Source organism: Helicobacter apodemus, assembly GCF_000765745.2.
GTDB classification, from domain to species: Bacteria; Campylobacterota; Campylobacteria; order Campylobacterales; family Helicobacteraceae; genus Helicobacter_D; species Helicobacter_D apodemus.
In genome coordinates, this window is sequence record NZ_JRPC02000017.1 from 1 (window position 1) to 18,764 (window position 18,764).

The 18,764-nt window shown below is 34.7% G+C and carries 16 protein-coding genes; 2 read left to right on the forward strand and 14 right to left on the reverse strand.

The features are described 5' to 3' along the window. Positions 1–278: 278 nt before the first annotated feature. Both murI and rho read right to left on the reverse strand, forming a co-directional pair. A complete protein-coding gene (gene murI, locus LS72_RS06980) occupies positions 279–1,058 on the reverse strand; it encodes a glutamate racemase (RefSeq protein WP_034555457.1) in 780 nt (259 codons plus the stop codon). Next, positions 1,039–2,361, reverse strand: coding sequence for a transcription termination factor Rho (gene rho / locus LS72_RS06985; protein WP_108910459.1), 1,323 nt, complete (start codon positions 2,359–2,361; stop codon positions 1,039–1,041). The genes murI and rho overlap by 20 nt, the downstream gene beginning before the upstream one ends. Before the next feature lie 335 nt (positions 2,362–2,696). Between rho and LS72_RS06990 the strand changes: the two genes are divergently transcribed. Further along, on the forward strand, positions 2,697–4,862 hold the full coding sequence (locus LS72_RS06990; RefSeq protein ID WP_034554370.1) for a carbon starvation CstA family protein: 2,166 nt from the start codon (positions 2,697–2,699) through the stop codon (positions 4,860–4,862). After that, on the forward strand, positions 4,862–5,077 hold the full coding sequence (locus LS72_RS06995; protein ID WP_052087320.1) for a CstA-like transporter-associated (seleno)protein: 216 nt from the start codon (positions 4,862–4,864) through the stop codon (positions 5,075–5,077). The genes LS72_RS06990 and LS72_RS06995 overlap by 1 nt, the downstream gene beginning before the upstream one ends. A 30-nt stretch (positions 5,078–5,107) precedes the next feature. Here the strand turns inward: LS72_RS06995 and LS72_RS07000 are convergent, their stop codons facing one another. The 12 genes from LS72_RS07000 to trmB all read right to left on the reverse strand — a co-directional run bounded on the left by LS72_RS07000 (position 5,108) and on the right by trmB (position 18,762). After that, the gene (locus LS72_RS07000; RefSeq protein ID WP_034554371.1) at positions 5,108–6,361 is read right to left on the reverse strand and encodes a TolC family protein; all 1,254 of its coding nucleotides are present in this window, start codon (positions 6,359–6,361) and stop codon (positions 5,108–5,110) included. Next, positions 6,351–9,482, reverse strand: coding sequence for an efflux RND transporter permease subunit (locus LS72_RS07005; RefSeq protein WP_034554373.1), 3,132 nt, complete (start codon positions 9,480–9,482; stop codon positions 6,351–6,353). Before LS72_RS07005 ends, LS72_RS07000 begins: the two co-directional genes overlap by 11 nt. Beyond that, positions 9,479–10,513 (reverse strand): efflux RND transporter periplasmic adaptor subunit, encoded by a 1,035-nt coding sequence (locus LS72_RS07010; RefSeq protein ID WP_034554374.1) that lies wholly within the window; start codon positions 10,511–10,513, stop codon positions 9,479–9,481. Before LS72_RS07010 ends, LS72_RS07005 begins: the two co-directional genes overlap by 4 nt. 30 nt (positions 10,514–10,543) lie before the next feature. After that, positions 10,544–11,440, reverse strand: a complete 897-nt coding sequence (locus LS72_RS07015; protein ID WP_034554375.1) for a DUF2156 domain-containing protein — start codon at positions 11,438–11,440, stop codon at positions 10,544–10,546. A gap of 39 nt (positions 11,441–11,479) precedes the next feature. Continuing rightward, entirely contained in the window at positions 11,480–11,731 is a 252-nt protein-coding gene (locus LS72_RS07020) for a hypothetical protein (RefSeq protein WP_034554376.1), read from the reverse strand. Next, positions 11,715–12,098, reverse strand: a complete 384-nt coding sequence (gene fliS / locus LS72_RS07025) for a flagellar export chaperone FliS (RefSeq protein ID WP_034554377.1) — start codon at positions 12,096–12,098, stop codon at positions 11,715–11,717. The genes LS72_RS07020 and fliS overlap by 17 nt, the downstream gene beginning before the upstream one ends. 9 nt (positions 12,099–12,107) lie before the next feature. Further along, positions 12,108–14,180 (reverse strand): flagellar filament capping protein FliD, encoded by a 2,073-nt coding sequence (gene fliD, locus LS72_RS07030; RefSeq protein ID WP_138155223.1) that lies wholly within the window; start codon positions 14,178–14,180, stop codon positions 12,108–12,110. Positions 14,181–14,202: 22 nt separating this feature from the next. Further along, entirely contained in the window at positions 14,203–14,592 is a 390-nt protein-coding gene (locus LS72_RS07035) for a FlaG family protein (protein ID WP_034554007.1), read from the reverse strand. Between the two features lie 216 nt (positions 14,593–14,808). Next, positions 14,809–16,077: a murein hydrolase activator EnvC family protein gene (locus LS72_RS07040; RefSeq protein WP_034554005.1), complete on the reverse strand. Its 1,269-nt coding sequence runs from the start codon at positions 16,075–16,077 to the stop codon at positions 14,809–14,811. Positions 16,078–16,079: 2 nt separating this feature from the next. Beyond that, the gene (locus LS72_RS07045) at positions 16,080–16,886 is read right to left on the reverse strand and encodes an FtsX-like permease family protein (RefSeq protein ID WP_034554002.1); all 807 of its coding nucleotides are present in this window, start codon (positions 16,884–16,886) and stop codon (positions 16,080–16,082) included. After that, positions 16,873–17,541, reverse strand: coding sequence for a cell division ATP-binding protein FtsE (locus LS72_RS07050; RefSeq protein WP_034554001.1), 669 nt, complete (start codon positions 17,539–17,541; stop codon positions 16,873–16,875). The genes LS72_RS07045 and LS72_RS07050 overlap by 14 nt, the downstream gene beginning before the upstream one ends. 225 nt (positions 17,542–17,766) lie before the next feature. Then, positions 17,767–18,762 (reverse strand): tRNA (guanosine(46)-N7)-methyltransferase TrmB, encoded by a 996-nt coding sequence (trmB, locus tag LS72_RS07055; RefSeq protein WP_238700752.1) that lies wholly within the window; start codon positions 18,760–18,762, stop codon positions 17,767–17,769. Positions 18,763–18,764 lie beyond the last annotated feature (2 nt).

The window sequence follows — 18,764 nt, forward strand, 5'->3', positions numbered from 1 at the left end:
CCCTAATATATTATTATATTAGGAGATTTAGGCATTTTTATTATGTATTTGTCATAAACTATTTTTAACATTCCTAGTATAGCATAAAATTTAAACTTTGATTTAAGTAAAGAGGATTATTTTTTAATTAACTTTTAATTTTTAGTTTAATTCTTAAATTTAGCTTTTAAAGGAGCAGGGTGGGGTGAGTTAATTAGGGTATAATACTTTATTTTTAAAGAGTGCTTATGTTGATTTTGCTAGGATTTGGATTAACTAAATTCTTATAGGGGTTTTGTTTAGGGTTGGTTAAGCCATAGTTTGGCAGTTTGTTTTAATCTCTCTAAGTTATCACTTGCAAAAAAGGTTATTTTTGTAGGGTTTGTGGTGGGCTTTAGGGGATATTGCTTTTGTAGATATTGCATAATCGAGTCTCCTGAATGGATAAGCAGGGGTTTGTTGTCAAAATATTTTGCTATGGATTTGGCGATAAGTGGGAAATGGGTGCAACCTAAAATAATAGCGTCTGGATTGTTTGGGTAGCTTTTGAAATAATAGTGCATTGTAGAATCTAAAATCTCTCCTTCAAAAATCCCCTCTTCTACTAGGGGAACAAAGAGGCTTGTAGCTAGTGCAGATAGGTTATGATAGCCTCGCTTTTGTAAAAGTGTTTGGTAGAGATTGCTTTTTATCGTGGCTTTTGTCCCTAAGATTAAGATTTTAGAATCTTTGTTTTTAATGGTGTTTTCTAAGGCTAAGATTCCGGGTTTAATAACCCCAATGATAGGGTAAGATGAGGCTTGTTGCATTGATTGTAACCCATAGGCACTTATGGTATTGCACGCTACAATGAGTAAGTCGATATGCTGGGTTTTAAAAAAAATTAGAGCTTCTAGGGAGTATTGGATAATGACTTTTTGGCTTCGGTTTCCATAAGGAACTCTTGCGGTATCGCCATAATAAATGATTTCTTCAAAGCTTTGAGAATTTATAAGGCTTTTTAAGACACTTAAGCCTCCTGCTCCACTATCAAAAACACCGATTTTTTTGGGAGTTGTTTTAATTTTTTGCACTATCATTCATCATATTTAAGAATTCTTCGTTGTCTTTGGATTTTTGCATTTGGGAGTAGAGGAAAGTTAAGGCGTCTATTTCATTATTCATTTGGTGGATAGCATTCCGTAATACCCATACCTTTTGGAGTTTATCGGCTCCTAAGAGGAGTTCTTCTTTTCTTGTCCCGCTTTTTAAAATATCCATTGCGGGGTAGATTCTACGCTCTGAGATATGTCTAGCTAGGACAATTTCGCTATTTCCTGTGCCTTTAAACTCTTCAAAAATCACTTCATCCATTCGGGAGCCTGTTTCGATAAGGGCAGTTGCGATAATGGTTAGGGAGCCTCCTTGCTCGATGTTTCTAGCTGCTCCGAAAAATCGCTTTGGCTTATGGAGGGCATTAGCATCTACCCCTCCACTTAGGACTTTACCACTACTTGGGGTTGCGGTATTATAAGCCCTTGCGAGTCTAGTAATAGAATCAAGCAAGATTACTACATCTTTGCCTAACTCTACCATTCTTTTAGCCTTTTCTATAACAAGCTCCGCAACGCGTGTGTGATTGTTCGCTGGCATATCAAAGGTGGAGCTATAAACCTCTCCTTTAACGCTTCTTTCCATATCGGTTACTTCCTCTGGACGCTCATCGACTAGTAAAACAATGAGTTCAATTTCTGGATGGTTGTGCGTGATTCCATAGGCTAATTCTTTCATAAGCTCTGTTTTTCCTGTCCTTGGGGGTGCTACGATTAAGGCTCTTTGTCCTTTGCCAATGGGGGCAAATAAATCTAGCATTCTTCCGGTGATTTTTAGGCTATTGTATTCTAAATGGATTTGCTCTGTTGGGAATAGGGGGGTTAGATTATCAAAGAGGGGGCGGTTTTTCATCTCATCGTGGGATTGGTAGTTAATTGCTTCTATTTTTAGCAACGCATAGTAACGTTCTTGGTCTTTAGGAGAGCGGACTTGTCCGGTTACAATATCTCCACTTCTTAGGGCGAATCTGCGGATTTGGGTGCTACTTACATAGGCGTCATTTTGAGAGCCAGAGAAGTTTTCATCAATAGCGCGTAAGAAACCATAGCCTTCTGAAGTGATTTCTAAAATCCCGGTAAAGAGGATAAAACCGCCTTTACTCACTTGGGTTTTTAAGATTTCAAAGATTAAGTCTTGACGCAAAAGCTCTTGGGGGTTTTCAATACCTAAGGATTTTGCAATATCGGCTAGTTTGTTAATAGGTTTTGCACGTAAGTCTTCTATGGTGTAGCCTTCAACGGGTGTATGTGTCCTCATCTTTTGTTCTTTTTTATGCTGATTATCGCTCATATAAAACCTTTTTAAAATCGCAAAACTCCTTTTAAGAGAGTGCAAAAATTTTGCTTGTCAAAGAATGCTTAAGAGAACTATTAAGATTAGTTTTATTTAAGTCTTTAGTTTAAGTCGAAGTTTCCCTTCTAGTAGTTTTGCAGATATTACAATAAAGTAGAATTTTAGTCTAAAACTTTTTTCTTGTCAATATTAATTTATTAATGGGTAGAAAATTAACACATTCTTTTAATGCTTGGTAGATTTCTTAAATATTACTAAAAAGAATTGACTTTATATATAAAATAAGTTTTAATGCTTGTTTTATAACTAAATTTGGTAAAAGGAAGCTTCAGATGAATAAAGGTTTGATTATGGTTTTATGGGCTATTGTAGCCATTATTGGGGCTTATAGTTTTGGGGTTTTAGCACTCCATAGCGGAGAGAGCATTTCTGCGGTTTGGTTAGTAGTAGCCGCTGTATGTATTTATGCTATTGGCTATAGGTTTTATTCTAAATATATCGCTTGTAAGGTGTTAAGGTTAGATGATAATCGTGCTACTCCTGCGGTAATAAATAATGATGGTAGGGATTTTGTCCCTACTAATAAGATAGTGCTTTTTGGGCATCATTTTGCCGCTATTGCGGGAGCAGGTCCTTTGGTTGGTCCTATTTTGGCGGCACAAATGGGGTATTTGCCCAGTATGCTTTGGATTGTTGTAGGTGTTGTGTTAGCAGGGGCGGTGCATGATTTTACGGTGCTGTTTATCTCTATGCGTAGGAATGGTAAATCTTTAGGAGAGATTATTAAGCTAGAGCTTGGTAAGGGAGTAGGGAGTATTACTATGATTGGGATTTTAGGCATTATGATGCTTATTATTGCGATTTTATCCCTTGTGGTGGTGAATGCCTTAGCACAATCGCCTTGGGGGTTATTTACGATTGCTATGACGATACCTATTGCGATTTATATGGGGATTCATATGCGTTTCTTGCGTCCAGGTAGGATTGGGGAGGCAAGTATTATAGGCTTTGTATTGCTTATCTTAGCACTTATTTATGGTAGTGAGGTGGCAGCAAATCCTACTTTAAGTGCGTTTTTTACTTTAAGTCCTGTTAGCTTAACTTATGTAATTATTGTTTATGGCTTTGTCGCTGCTATTTTACCTGTGTGGTTTTTGCTCGCTCCTAGGGATTATTTAAGCACTTTTTTAAAAATTGGCGTTATCGTGCTTATGGCGGTGGGGATTTTAATTGTCGCTCCAGAGGTTAAATTTGCAAGTCTAACGCAATTTATTGATGGGAGTGGTCCGGTTTTTAGCGGAGAATTATTCCCCTTTTTATTTATTACTATTGCTTGTGGGGCAATTAGTGGATTCCACGCACTTATTTCAAGTGGGACAACCCCTAAAATGCTAGAGAGAGAATCGCACGCTAGGGCTGTTGGTTATGGAGCTATGATTATGGAATCTGCAGTTGCGGTAATGGCGTTAATAGCGGCTGTAATTTTAACTCCGGGATTGTATTTTTCTTTAAATGTTGCTCCAGCTGCACTTGGGACGAGTGCTTTTTATGAGGGTGGAGTGCTAAAAGATGCTGCTCTTGCTGCACAGGTAGCAGCACAGACTATTAGTAGTTGGGGATTTGTTATTACTCCAGAGGAGATTTTAAATACTGCACAAGAAATAGGGGAGGGCAGTATTTTAAGCAAAACAGGGGGAGCACCGACTTTTGCGGTTGGTTTAGCTGTTATTATTTCGCAAGTTCCACTTTTTAGTCAAGGTTCTATGGCGTTTTGGTATCATTTTGCTATTTTGTTTGAAGCACTTTTTATCTTAACGGCAGTAGATGCAGGGACAAGGGCTGCTAGGTTTATGGTGCAAGATATATTAGGCAATGTTTATAAGCCCTTTGGGAATATTCAATCTGTTTTTTATGGTGCGATTGCGACTTTGATTTGTGTAGCCCTTTGGGGTTATATTCTTTATCAAGGGGTAACAGACCCACAAGGTGGTATTAAATCCCTTTGGACGCTCTTTGGGGTTTCTAATCAAATGCTTGCGGGAATGGCTTTGCTTGCTGTGGTGGTCGTGTTTTTTAAAATGGGTAAAATTAAACAATCCTGGGTTGTTATTTTGCCTGTAACTTGGGTATTGGTAAGCACTTTGTATGCGGGGACTTTAAAGCTACTTCCTGCTAATGGAGAGAAGATTCACGATTCTGTTAGCCATATTGCTATTTGGCAAAATAATAGTGCAAAAGCCGAAGTAAAAATGCTTGAAGCAATGGCAACAAGTGATGTAGAGCTGGCTACTAAACTCACTCAAGAAGCACAAAGACTTTCAAAGATTGCTAATAATAATCTTTTAAATGCGATTCTTTGTGCCTTTTTTATGTTTGTAACTTTGCTTGTTTTGGTGCAAACTCTAAGGATTTGTTGGCAGTGTTTTAGGGGGCAAAAAACCATTCCTTTAGCGGAATTTCCTTATAAAAAGACAAGCGATTATGAGGGGGTTGTTTAATGGATAGAATATTAAAATTTTTTAGCTTACTAAAAAAAATCTATCAAAAATCTGATAGATTTTTGTATTTACTTGTTGGCATACCTAGTTATGATAAATATAAAGAGTATATGTCTAAATACCGCCCTAATGAACCCCTTAAAACACAAGAGGAGTTTTTTAAAGAAGCTATGGATAATAAATATGGTTCTAAGGGCAATCCTAAGTGTTGTTAAGAAAGACGCGATAAGTTTATCGATACCTAATCATTCTTGCACTTGGGGTGTTTGTGTGATTCTTTCTATTTCTGCGATGGCTTGTATAATGCCATATCGGTTTAAAACCACATTACTTCTAGCTTTTGTTAGGAGTAATTCCGCATCTAAAAAATTGCTTGTGCTTTCAATCCTTGCTTTATAGCGATTTTGTGAGATTCTATAATTTTCCTCCGCTTGTTTGAGAGCTATAAGGGAGATTTCATAAGCATTTAGAGCAAGATTATAAGTTTCTAGGCTTTCAAAAAGTTGTAAATTTAGATTTTCTATGAGGGTGATTCTTTGGGATTGAAAAGCTAATTTATTGACTTTAGAGGATTCTAAGAGATATTTATCTTTAAAGCCATTGAAAAGATTAAGATTGACTTGTAATTCTGCTGAAGTTTCCTCTCTATAACTGCTATTTTTGCCTATTAATGGGTAATTATCGCTATAATTGGTGTATTTTCCTATAAGGTTAATATCGGGTAGAAAATTTCCCTCATTGCTTTTGATGAGATAATCTTTGCTTTGGATGATTTTGTCTAGGTAGAGTAATGCGGAATTCTTTGCATACATAAGATTTTGTAGGGTATCAAGCTTAAAGCTTGGTTTATGGAGTTTTAATTCTATAAGTTCTTTGGGATTAATGCTTGTGTTTGTGTATCGTTCAAGTGTTTTTATAAAGTAGGCTAAATTACTCTTTGCGCTTAAGAGTGTTTGTGTGGCATTTTTAAGTTCTACTTCTACTTTCAATAAATCATTTTTAGGGATTAATCCTACTTTATAAAATTCTGCACTTTCTCTCCTTTGCTCCTCTAAGAGGGCTTTAGACTGCTCGGCTATGAGGACATTTTGGTTTTGACGCAACACATTAATATAAGCGGTTTTAACTAGCAAAATAATATCCTCTTTAGTGGCTTGTAATTGGTGTTCTTGTGCTTGGTAGAGAGAGTTAGAGCTAGAGAGTGTGAAAATATCGCTTAATCCATTAAAAAGGTTATAGGTAATGTTACCTCCAAAACTTCCTGAAGCTTTTTTACCTCTTTGGTTTAGGCGATTGCTTTGATTGGTGGTGTAATTAGCGTCAATAGACGGATAAAAAGGGCTTTGGTTTTTTTGGTGAATATATTGCATTTCTTTTAAAAAGTATGTTTGTTCTTTGATACTATGATTATTATTAAGGGTTAATTCTATGGCTTCTTGCAAACTTAGTGCATAGCTAAAATGAAAAAGACTTATAAGGAGTAATATTTTATAAAACATACTTTTTTTCCTTAGTGATAAAAAAAGATAAAAGGCAAGGGATTAGGAAAATGGTTAAAAAGGTGGATAATGCTAATCCCCCTAAGATTACTGCCCCAAGCCCTCGATAGATTTCGCTTCCAGCCCCGGGAGCTAGGACTAAGGGAAGCATACCAAAGAGTGAGGTTAGGGAGCTCATATAAATAGGTCGGATTCGGACTCTTATAGCTTCTATAATGGCTTTTTGATAATCCATTCCATAAATCCTAATATTATGTAAAGATTGATAGATGATTAAAATAGCGTTATTTACAACAATTCCTACTAAAATAATAAAGCCAAGCATTGTAAGGACATCTAAACTTTGCTTGATTAAAAAGGTATCCACAACCCATAAGCCTAAAATCCCTCCACTTAAAGCTAAAGGGATAGTAAAGAGTATGATAAAGGGGTAAATAAAGTCCTCATATAAAGCTGCCATTAACAGATAGATAATAAAAACAGCAAGGATGAATCCCCCCTCTAAAGCAAGCCGTATTTTTGTAAGTTGGTTAGCATTTCCACCAAGGGTTAGTTTATTGTCCCCTAAAAAACCATTGTTTCTAAGTTTTTCTAAAACTTCCTTTTCTATTTTATCCATCGCCTCTTGTAGCGTGATATTTTGGGGGGGATTGATTTGTAGGGTTATGGTGCGGTTTGTCTCTAAATGCCTAATTTCGTTAATGCCATATTCCAGTTTTTGTAAAGCTAATGAAGAGAGTGGTAATATCCCTCCATTAGGAGTATAAATAAGGGAACGATGAAGTTCTTCTGGAGAGGAGATTTGGGATTTTTGAGTTTTTAAGATTAAGTCTATATTGTTTCTTCCCTCTTCTTTGTATTCTGCAATTTTTCTGCCATCCATTAAAACATCTAAGGCTATACCAAAACTTCTTGAGTCTAAGCCTACTGCTTTTAATCTGTCATTATTGGGATAGAGATTAAATTCGGGATAGAGTAATTCTAAGCTTGGGATAGGTCTTATTTGTGTTTGTGTTCCAAAGGTTTCAAAAATAATTTTTTGTAATTCTAGGGCGGTTGCTATAATGGATTCTAAATTTTCTCCGCTAATATTGACATCAATGCTTCTTCCTGCTCCCCCTCTCCTTTCAAAGATGCCTGCTTGGGAGGTATTTCCGCTAATACCGGGAATGGTTGCAATACATTCTCTTGCTAAGGGGATGAGTTCAGAAGCCCTTGTAATCTCTGTAGAACGCAACCCAAAGAGCATATTGGATTCGCTCCCTAAATAGAATATATTGTGGATAGGAGGCATTTTTTCATTACCTTTAAACCCATTTTCTTTTAAATAAGGTTGCAGACACGTAAAAAGCATTTCACCGATTTTTTGACGCTCATTATAAGAAAGTCCTGGAGGTGGGTTTAGAATGCTTAGAATGAAATTTTGATTGCCTTGTGGGAGATATTCCATTTTGGGGAATAGAATATAACCTAATAGCAAGGGGAGGGAAGTTAAAGTAAGGATTGTAAGAATCTTGTTTTTAGTGTTTTGAAGGCATTTTTGGACGAAAAACATAATGAGGGCTACACATTTATCACCAAAATTTTGGAGGCATTGGGAGATAGTATTTAAGGGTTTTAGAGGGATTGTTTGGAATTTTGGTGTTATTTTATGTATTTGGTAGTATAAAGTTGGAATAACTATTAGGGATACAAAAAGTGAGAAAGCAACCGCACTGCTTACAGCAAGGGCTATATCTTTGAAAAGTTGTCCTGCTTCTTCTTGTATCCTAATAATAGGGATAAAGATAGCAATAGTAGTAAGCACAGAAGCGATTAATCCGCCAATAACTTCTGTGGTTCCATCATTAATAGCTTGAAAGAGGGGTTTATTCATTTTTGTATGTCTATGGATATTTTCTAATACTACAATAGATGAATCTACAAGCATACCTACTGCAAAAGAGATCCCCGCTAAAGAGACAACATTTAAAGTCCTATTAAGGGCTGACATAATGATAAAAGCCCCAAAAATACTTAGGGGTATGGAGAGTGCGATAATAAAGGTAGAGGTGATAGAGCGTAAGAATATAAGGAGTATGCCACAAGCTAAAAAAGCTCCTATAAAAATGTTTTGTTGCACTAAAGCAATGGCTTGTTTTATATAATCCCTTTGGTCATACATCCATTCTAATTTTAGGTGTTCTTTGGCTAGGATTCCTGCATTGAGACTTAAAAAAACTTTTTCTACTTGATTTGTTAAATCTAAAACATTAGCATCAGCGGTAGGCTTGATAAAAATACTTAAGGCTTCTTTGCCATTATAAAGGGAAGCGGTCGTTTTGGTGCTATAACCTTCTTTGACTTCTGCAATATCCTTAATTCTTACGCGTTTTAAGCCATCACTCCAAAGAATGGTATCAGCAATCATTTGTGGGGTTTTATATTCAGCATTTGTGCGGATTCTATAAGATTTTCTTCCATAATTCATAATTCCAGCAGAGATATTGACATTTTCTCTTTCTAGGGTGTTGATAATAGAATCAATGCTTAAATTATAAGCGGCTAATTTTTGATAATCTAAGATAATATGCATTTCTCTATTATCTCCACTAGGGAAAAACACTTCTGCAACACCCTCTATTCTTTCAAAATATTGAATGATTTGCTCATTAAAAAAAGTTCGGTATTGGCGGACATTTTTATTTTTGTCTAAGCTTATTAACATCATACGCACTATGGGTGAAGTATCTTCTCCAGTAGCCCTTATAATAGGCTTATCTATATTATCAGGGTATCCTTTAACTTCATTAAGCTTATTACTAACTTCTAACATCACTTGGGTTAAATTGGTGTTAATGCTAAATTCTAAGGCAATAAAGGCTCTGCTATTGCGAGCGTTAGAATATAAACTTACTAAATTATCAATGCCTTTAAGAGCTTGTTCTTGCCTTTGGATAATTTCTCTTTCTATTTCATAGGGTGTTGCACCGCTCCAAGTCGTTTGTATAGTAATAATAGGACGCGTAACTTTTGGCGTTAATTGATAAGGTAGGCTCTTAAGGCTTAAAATTCCAAAGAGTGCCATTAAAATCATTAAAACAATAATAACAATGGGTCGGTTAATTAGTGTTTTTATCATAATGCTTGTTCTTTAATGCTCTCTCCATCCCTTAAACGTTCATTACCTTGAGTAATAACTCTATCTTCTGTGCTTAGGGTCGTATTTAGTGGTTCAATGGAGGCATTAAATCCTTCATAACCCTTGATATTAACCATTACTTGTTTAGCTTTGTTGTCTTTGATGATAAAAATCGCGTAGCCATTTTGTATGGGAATGATACTATCTCTAGGGACAAGAAGACTTTCTTTTTCTCTTTGTATATGCAGGTTAGCTTTAACTTCTAAGCCTTCAATGAGTTCTCCTTTTTTATCTTCAATAGAGAGTTTAATAGGGAAAGTCCTAGTTTTGGAATCCCCTAGAGGAATAATGGTGATGATTTTAGATGGGTAGTTTTTACCAGCAATGGAGGTTTCTATAGTATCCCCAATTTTTAAAGAACGTAAGATTGCAAAGGGGACTTCAATGGTTGCTTCTAGCGGACTGAGTTTGGCAATTTTAAAAACATTTGCTCCTGTGCTTACCCACTCACCAATTTTGAGGGTTTTTTCTAAAACTACCCCATCATAGGGGGCTTTTATCGTCTTTTTTTGTAGTTGTGTTTGGAGTAGCTGTAACTCTGAAGCAATAGCGTTTGTATTTCCCTCTTGAGCTTGTAGGTCAAAGAGGGCGTCTTCGTATTCTTTATAAGCAATGGAATTACTTTTATAAAGCTCTTCATAACGTTTAAAATCTTTTGCGCTTTTTTTTAAAAGAGCTTGTGCTTGTCGCAAGAGAGCTTTTTTAATAGTAATTTCTGTATTTAGTAAATCACTATTAAGCCGTGCTAGGGCTTGATTTTTTTGGATTTTATCCCCTTCATTGACAAAAATTTCTTCGATAACACCAGAAATTTCAGAGGCTAAAAAGGAACGTTCGCTAAAATACAAAGACCCGATATAGTAATGATTTTGTGTAAAGATTCCATTTTTAATAGGCTCTGCGACGATGAGTGTAGGGTTTCCTAAGAGTTGATAAGAAAAGAGCAAAATACAAATGATAAGGATTTTCATATTTCTATTAAGACTCCAAAGTTTTGGTATTTATGTTTTTAAAAGAGTATCAAACTTCTTTTGTAAAAAAAGGGGTTGGTAAGACTGCTTGGCTTTCCTTAACCCTTCAATCCCTAAATCCTCTTCACGATTGACATAAGTATAATTGTGCCACTCTCTAGCTAAAAACTCTCTATTGATAGCTTGATAAGCCCCTTGATACTTAATATCTGCCTTTTCGATATGGATAACAATCGTATTTGCATTTAGAGGTTCCCCAAAACTAAAAGCGATAATTTTGCCATTTACCCTAATAATCCCTCCTTTAAAGCTTAGAGTATGAAAGGCTTTTAAGGATTCTATAATCCCTATATATTCATTCTTTAAGCCCTCATTAGCATTATCCTTATCAAACCATTGTTCATAGGTTGTAATAAGTTCTGCAATATTAGAAGAATCTAGGGCTTCATAACTAAAAGGATAACGTTCTAAAAAGCGATTAAGATGGGTTTTTTTCTTATGATATTTTTTGCCCTTTAACGCAATAAGCTCGGGGATAGAGTAAATATAATCGCTCCTATCCTCCCTATAAACATAATCAAAAGCATTAGGTAGCAAGGATTCTAACTCCTCCTTATCTACTTGGCTTAAAGAATGGATAGAAAACTCTAAGCTTTGAGTCTTATATCCTTGCATAATGGCTAGAATGGCTTGTCTTTTGGATTCTTTATGGTTGTCTTTGTGGATAGGATAAAAGATAAAGGGTTGTTTATTGGGGTATTGGGTTTGTATCACAAGGCAGTCGTTACAAACACAATAACTAATGGCTCTTGAGTAGTGCCATAAATAAAGATTACTAAAAGTTAAATCCGATACTAAGAGGTTTTGAGGTTTTAAAAAACTTTCAATGAATGCTTTATCTTCTATGCTAATAGGCTTAAAGTCCATACAATTTCCTTATTTTAAAGCGTAATTGTATAGTAAGAATTATAAAGATAGATTAATTCTAGGAATGTTTTGCTCTTGGGGTAGAAATTTTTTTGTTTGTTTGAGTTTTCTCATTTCTTGGCTTAATTGCTGTTTTTGAGTTTTAGCATATTCCGTGATTTGCTCCATTATCGTTAGAGCTTCAAATATTTCATCCCTTGTAGTGAGGGTAGGCAGATTATCTAATAATTCGTTAATTTTATTATCGTTTCTATTAAGGTAAGCAACTTTTAATTCATTGAGCCAGTTCATTTTGATTGACCTCCTTCCAAGCTTCTAATAAGCCTTTGGTTACTTTTATTACAATATCAATTTTATCTTTATTATTTTCCATATTTGCTTGGGTTAAAAGCTTGATTTGGTGGGTGTATAATCCTGTTAGATAATGAGCTACTTGCCCACCTTTTTCATAATCTAAAGAATTGAGTAATTCTACAAAAATATCGGTTGTGCGATTGATATAATAAATTTTTTTTTCAATATCCTCTGAGTCGATACAACGTTTTGCCATAGAGGCAAAACGCAAGATACCCTCATAAAGCATTTCGATCAATCTTGTAGGAGATTCTACTGCTACAGAGTTTTGTTGATAGGAGTTATAAGCTGCATTGGGTTTCATTTCTAGCCTTTATTGTTTCATTTGTGCAGCAATGATTGCAGACATTTTTTGTTGTTGTTGGGTAAGCTTGGCTATCATTTGATCATAAAGTGCCCATTTCTCTGCCATCGCATTATATTTGTCATCAATCCGTTTTTGCGTATTGGTTTTTTCTGTCTCTAACTTTTTCTTATCATCATTAAGTGAGGTTTCTAGAAGCTTTAAGGTTCCCTTTTTTTCTTTTCCATTGACTTTTTCATCGGTAATAAGTCCATCAAGGGTTTTTTTAATTTTTGTAAAAACTCCATCAATTTCTTTACTTTCTCCATTAATAGTGCTAGTGCTACTTCTGAAAAATGCGATCGCAGCGTCAGGATCTTTTTTAAATTCTGTATCGAATTTCTCTTTTTCAAACTTCAAAGTTCCATCATCATTAAGAAAGACACCAAATTTCATTAAGTTATTTCCACTAGGGTCCATAGAGGTGATAATAGCATTCAATTTACGCGTGATACTTGTAATATCACTATTACCATTGAAAACTCCTGTTACTTTTGTATCCTTATCATATTTAGTAAGCTCTTTGAGTTTATTAAACATTTCATTATAGTTTTCTACAAACTTTTTGACTTCATCACTAAGTCCACTATCATCTCTTGCTATCCTTACGATAACTTCTTCATTAGGTTTAGTAACTGCGGTAAGCTCTAGGGTAAGTCCAGAGACAATATCATCAATGCTATTTTTATCCCTTTCTATATTAATCCCATTATAGGTAAGTTTTGCATTTTGTGCTTTTTGAATATTTGTGATATTCATATCGTTTAAGAAGTTTTTGTTTGTTGCATAAATTCCTGCATTTAATCCTAATGAATCTAGTGCATTATCGCTAGAGGATAAGGTAATCTCTTCCCCACTTTGATGATTTAAGATAAGTCTGCCATTTTCTATTTTGGCTTCTACTTTGGTAGTGCTTGTTTGTGTATTGATAAGAGCGGCGACTTTTTCTGCATTATTAGCTCCTGTTTGTGAGATAGTTTGGCTTAAATCAAACTCTGTGCCATTGATAGAAAACTTTCCGCTTAAAGTTTCGTTGCTTACTCCTTTGCTACCTGTAACTTGGTTAGGGGTTTGTGTTTTTGTGGTAGAGAAACCTAAATCAGTCTCTGCACTAGTTGTTCCTTGTGCGGCTTGGAATTTCATATCTTTAACTTCAACTGATATGTCTCCGCCCTTAGAATCATTAAGCATTAATCCTGTGCCATCTTTATTGAGGCCGATGGTTACTTGTCCGCTATCGACTAATCCTTTGAGTGTACTATTGCTTGGGTCTTCAAGTTTTTTGTTGATAGCATCTAAAAGTGCTTGAGCGTTTTGTTCTGCAGTATTCCCAAAGTCGCTTTGAATATCCTTAGCGTCAATTTTTAGTTTTTGACCAGCAATATCAAATTCAATACTCCCATTTCCTGAATTTTCTATTTTACCTCCGGGTAATGCGGATCCTACTAGGGTGCTACCAAAATAGACTTTATTATCCGCTCCGCTATCTTTAGATTGAATCATTAATTGGTAGGGATTATCTCCACCTGTTTTCATAATGATTCCTAAAACTTTACCATCTGTAGCGTCTGTGATAGCTTGTCCGACTTCAGAGAGCTTCATACCCGCTTTAATATTAATATTATAGTTTGTGCCATTATGGTAGAAGTTTAAGGTTGTGTTTTTGTTGCTAAACACACTATCCCTTGATGCGAATTTTAATCCTACTTGATTTACATCATTTTGTGCGAGTTGAGAGACATTAATTTTAATATCTTGCACCGCTAAACCAGCCCCTGCGGTTGCCTTTATCCCTGTGCCTTCAATAGTGGTTGAACGTTTTTGGTAAGTGCTTAAATCCGAGAGATTCTTTGCTTGAGTATTCAAAGAAGTCATATTGGTGATGAGTTTAGCAAGCTCTGTTTGTTGTTCGACATTTTTCTCTATTTTTTTGGTGATAGGATTAATGAGATTTTTAACATCATTGTTTTTAAGGTCATTAAGATTATCCCAACTTAAGATTCCGCTACCAATTCCTAATGATGAAGTAGTTGCTATTGCCATAATAAACTCCTTGTTTTTGAGATTATGCCTCTTTGTTGAAAATTATGCCCACGATTTCTTTCATTTTCGCCATAAGTTCCATTGCCTCATCGCTTGGAATTTTTCGGATTAAGCGATTCGTGCTTTTTTCAGTAACCGAGACATACATTCCATTAATATCTTCATTAAAGCCAAAAGAAATGCTTGTATTAAGAGGATTTAATTCTTTATTGAGTTGTTGTGCTAACTCAATAAGCTGCTGTCTTTTTTCCTCTTTATCTTGATTTTTTTGACTTTCCTTAATACTTTGTTCCTGCACTTGCTGTGTTTGCATAGATGAGGAAGTGGAGGTATTGCTATCTCTTGTTTTATTCCCTTGATGGGTATTTATTGGGTTGTCAGCAATTTTTGTTCCACTTTCAATTGTGTTCATTTTATCCCCTTTTAAATAAATTTCTTTGAAGTATATCGGATATTTATAAAAAAAGTGAAGTAAAAAATAAATTCTTTATTATTTTTTAATTTTGAAGGATTTTAGTTTTTTAAGAGGTGTGGATAGTGATAAGTGATATTTGTATGCTATTTTTTGATAATAGGAGTAGCAGATAATGCATTATATTAAGGGATTAGGAGTGAGTAGTTTAAGTCTTTAAATATTTTGTGATGTAATAAGTTCTAGTGGGTCAATATGCTTATCTTTAAGGGTTACTTCAAACTTCAAGACATTTTCTACTCTCCCTATGGTGTATCCCTTTTTTACGGTGCTTCCGGGTTTGATAGTCGGAGCTATTTTATCAAGTTGGGCATAAATGGTATGTATATTATTTTTATGCTCGATAATTACAACGCGTTTTAGAATCGGTGTATCTTTGGCAAAAACAACCTTTCCATCAAGCACACTTTTAACTTTGTCATCTCCTTTTGGGACAAGGGTTATGGATTCATTAAAGACTTTCATTTTATAAACGGGGTCATAATAAGGACCAAAACGTTTTTCTATCGTGAAATCATCAAGCGGGGCTATTGTCTTAGCGCCTTTGTATTTGGTGGTGTTGATATTATGATAAGAGCTTGCTACTTGACGCACATCAAAGTCATTAGTGGGTATTTTTTGGGATTGTTGTTTAGTGTTTGTAGGTGAGAGATTTTCAGGTTGTGGTTTTTCGCTTTTGGCTAATTCTTGAAGTTTTTTGCGTTTTTCTTCCTCTTGGCTTTTTAGGATATTAAGATTAACAAGTATATCTTGGAGACCATCCCTTTCTTGGACGATTTTCTTTAGCTCTTGGTTGTATTTTTCAATTTCTTTTTGATAATTTGCGAGTAAGGTTTGTTGCTTCTTATGGAGATTTTTTAGGGTCTCCCTTTTTTTGTTTTCTGATTGTATAAATGCTTTGAGTGTTTTGAGTTCTTCTTGTAAATTTTGAAGGTTGGTTACAATTTTGCTTTGTTCTTCGCTTAGATTTATGATATGTTGTTTAGTGTTTTGGTTTAAAACTTTAAAGCTCTCCTCTGTTAGTAAATCCCGAATAGATTCTGGCTGGTAGCTATTTAATAAGATAGAAAATGAAGCCTCTTTAGTCATTAAATCAATAATTTCTAATTCTATTTTTTTGCGTTTTTGGAAAAGGTCTTTTTGTATTTGTGAGAGAGCCTCCATAGATTTTTGTTTTTGGAGGTATTCTTCCTCATTTTTAGCAATGTTAGCCTCACTTTCATCTATAACTTTTTGCAAGGCTTTAGCCTCTTCTTTTTGTTTATTGGCTTCATTGCCTAATTCTTGAAGTTTTTGGTTGATTTGTGCTTCTTTTTTCTTTTTACTTTCAAGAGCGGCTTTATTTTGTGTGATTTTTTGGCTAATATCTTTTTCATTGGCGTTTAAGAAAAGTATGCAAAAAAGAATAAGAAATATTTTAAACATTTTTAATCCTTTGCTTGTAGGCTAACAATCCAAACAGAGATTAAGGAGATGGTTAAACCTACAAATAAGAGAATAATGCAATCTGCCATAGGGGAGAATATTTTTGGGTTGAGACTTAATTCTTGCATAAAGATTAGGAATGTAGGGTTTTGGGTAACATACCATAACCCAATGCCTACGATAATAACAGCGATAATGGTATCTAAACAAGCAAGTCGGAACAATATTTGAGAACGCATCCATAGAGGTGCTCCAAGTAAAGTCATAATCTCCATCCTTTCTAAATGCTGGAATTTCCAAATTTCTATTTGTTTAAACATTAAGAGGATGCTAATAAGTGCAATAAGGCTTGAAAAGATAAGAATACTTCCATTAATAATTAAAAGTAGTTGGTAAATTTGGCTATGGCTTTTTGTGAAAGTTTCTATGCGTAGAATGTTATCAAGAGACTTTAAGGCTTTGTTAATGGCTTCTAGCCGTGAAGAGCTTGGATAAGAATCAAGGTTTAATGAATAAAAAAATGGGAGAGAGTTTTTGAGTAATGTTAGGTTAGTGGGAGAGATATTTTTCTCTAAATTTTCTAAAATAATTTTTGAATCTATGGTGTTGAGGGATTTAGACTCTGGAATTTTATTTTTAATTTCTTCTAGGGTTAATTCTTTAGAAGCTGCAAGGATAATCGCATAATTATTACCTAATTTACTCTCATAGTCTTTAAGTATCCGATGCATAAGCAAAATACTTTCTAAAGCAAAGAGTAAGGCAATAAGGGGAATAATCAGTGCTAGATGATTTTTAAGAGAGTTCATAAATCACTCCTTCTTCAATGTGTAGATGACGATAATGGAGATTGAAAGCTTCTGGGATTCTATGTGTTACAACTAATATGGTAATGCCTAATTGTTCATTAACTCCTTTTAGGAGACTCCATATCACTTCACTAGAATAATCATCAAGGTTTCCTGTGGGTTCATCGGCTAAAATGATGAGAGGATTATGGGAGAGTGCTCTAGCCATTGCGACCCTTTGTTGTTCTCCTCCGCTTAGCTCTAAGGGATATTTACTGCCTTTATGAGAAAGTTTAATATGCGCTAGAAGTCTATCTGTTTGGGATTGGCAAGATTCCTTAGTAAAGCCTCCTATAATCATAGGTAGCATTACATTTTTTTCAACATTGAAATCTTTAATGAGTTTATAATCTTGAAAAATAATCCCTAAATGACGGCGAAGTGTTTCTATATTTTTTTTACTTGCTTTAAACATCTCTACTCCACATACTTCTAAAGAGCCGCTTTTTAGATTTAAATCGCCATAGATAGAACGCATTAAAGTGCTTTTACCGCTTCCACTAGGACCGCTAATAAAAACGAATTCTTGAGGAAATATGCTAAAAGTTGCGTTTTTAATAATCATTTCATTGTTATAGCCTAAATTCATATTTTCTGCTTTAATAATTGCATCCATTGTTTAATCCTTTAAATAATAGAGTGCAAAGCAATCTGTGGGATTGATAATTTGCCTCCGTTGGTAGTGGTTTTTCTTTGAAATATTGGACTTTATTGTCAATAATTATATAGTGGTTTTGCGGATAATTGAATGCCCCAAAAGAAATTTTTAAGACTTTTTTAGGTTTTTGTGTAGAATTTGATTCTACTAATAAATCTTCAAGATTTAAAAAAAAGTCTTTTTTTAGAAATTTATGGGGAGCAAATTGTGTAAGCATTGCTTGTTTGATTGAATCTGCGGAAGGAAAAGTAAAATCATAGGTTTTTTTGTGTTTTTTTGTGTTTTTTTAGCGGTTAATACCAAATCATAAATATTTTTTTGCTGTCTTTTCCAACGCGCTTCATATTTACTTGTTATTGGGTTTTGTTGGTTAATAGCCTCTTTAGCGGTGAAAAGTGGTGAATCTTTAGCTAAAGTTTGACTATATTCAAAGTATTCTTTGCTGTCTGTGCGTAATTCTAAAGTTCCTCTTTCTTTTAAAATCCTATGGGTTTGTGTCAAGAAAGATGGGCTAAAGATTCTACGATGAGGATTTTTATCCCAAGGGATTGGAAAATGAATAAATATCCTCTCTAAAGAGTTAGTAGGTAATAATTCTAAAAAGATTCTTGCATCATAATTAAAAATAAGCAAGTTTTTGAGTTTGCAAAGCCCAATTTGTCTAGCAACTTGTTCTAAAGAGGGATGATGAATCTCTAAGCCTATGTGTAAAATATCTGGATTATTCTTTGCATTATGTAATAAATGTCTCCCACTACCAAAGCCAATTTCTAGCCAGAGAGCTTGTGTAGAATCTTCTAACATTTCTTTAATATCTGCAATTTCTTTAATAAAAGGGAGTTTAAAGTTTGGGGTAATGTTCTTTGGTGTTAGGTTGTGAGATATAAGGGAATTTTGTTGGTTAGCTAAGAATAAAAGTGCAGTTTTTGCGATCTCTATGGGGGCGATTTTAGATGATTTATCACATTTTATGAGATATTGGTCTTTTTTGGGGGATTTAATGGATAGAAAGAAGTCTTTAGGGGGTAGATTGTGTGGAATATATCTTGTGTGAAGTAGAGAGCGGTTTTTAAAATAAGCAGAAATGTAATGCTCTAAAAAACAAAATTTACCTTCTTGTGTAGTGGTCTCAAAGGGGAGAGCAGGGAGTGTCAGGGTGTGAGATTTGAAATGTGGCATAG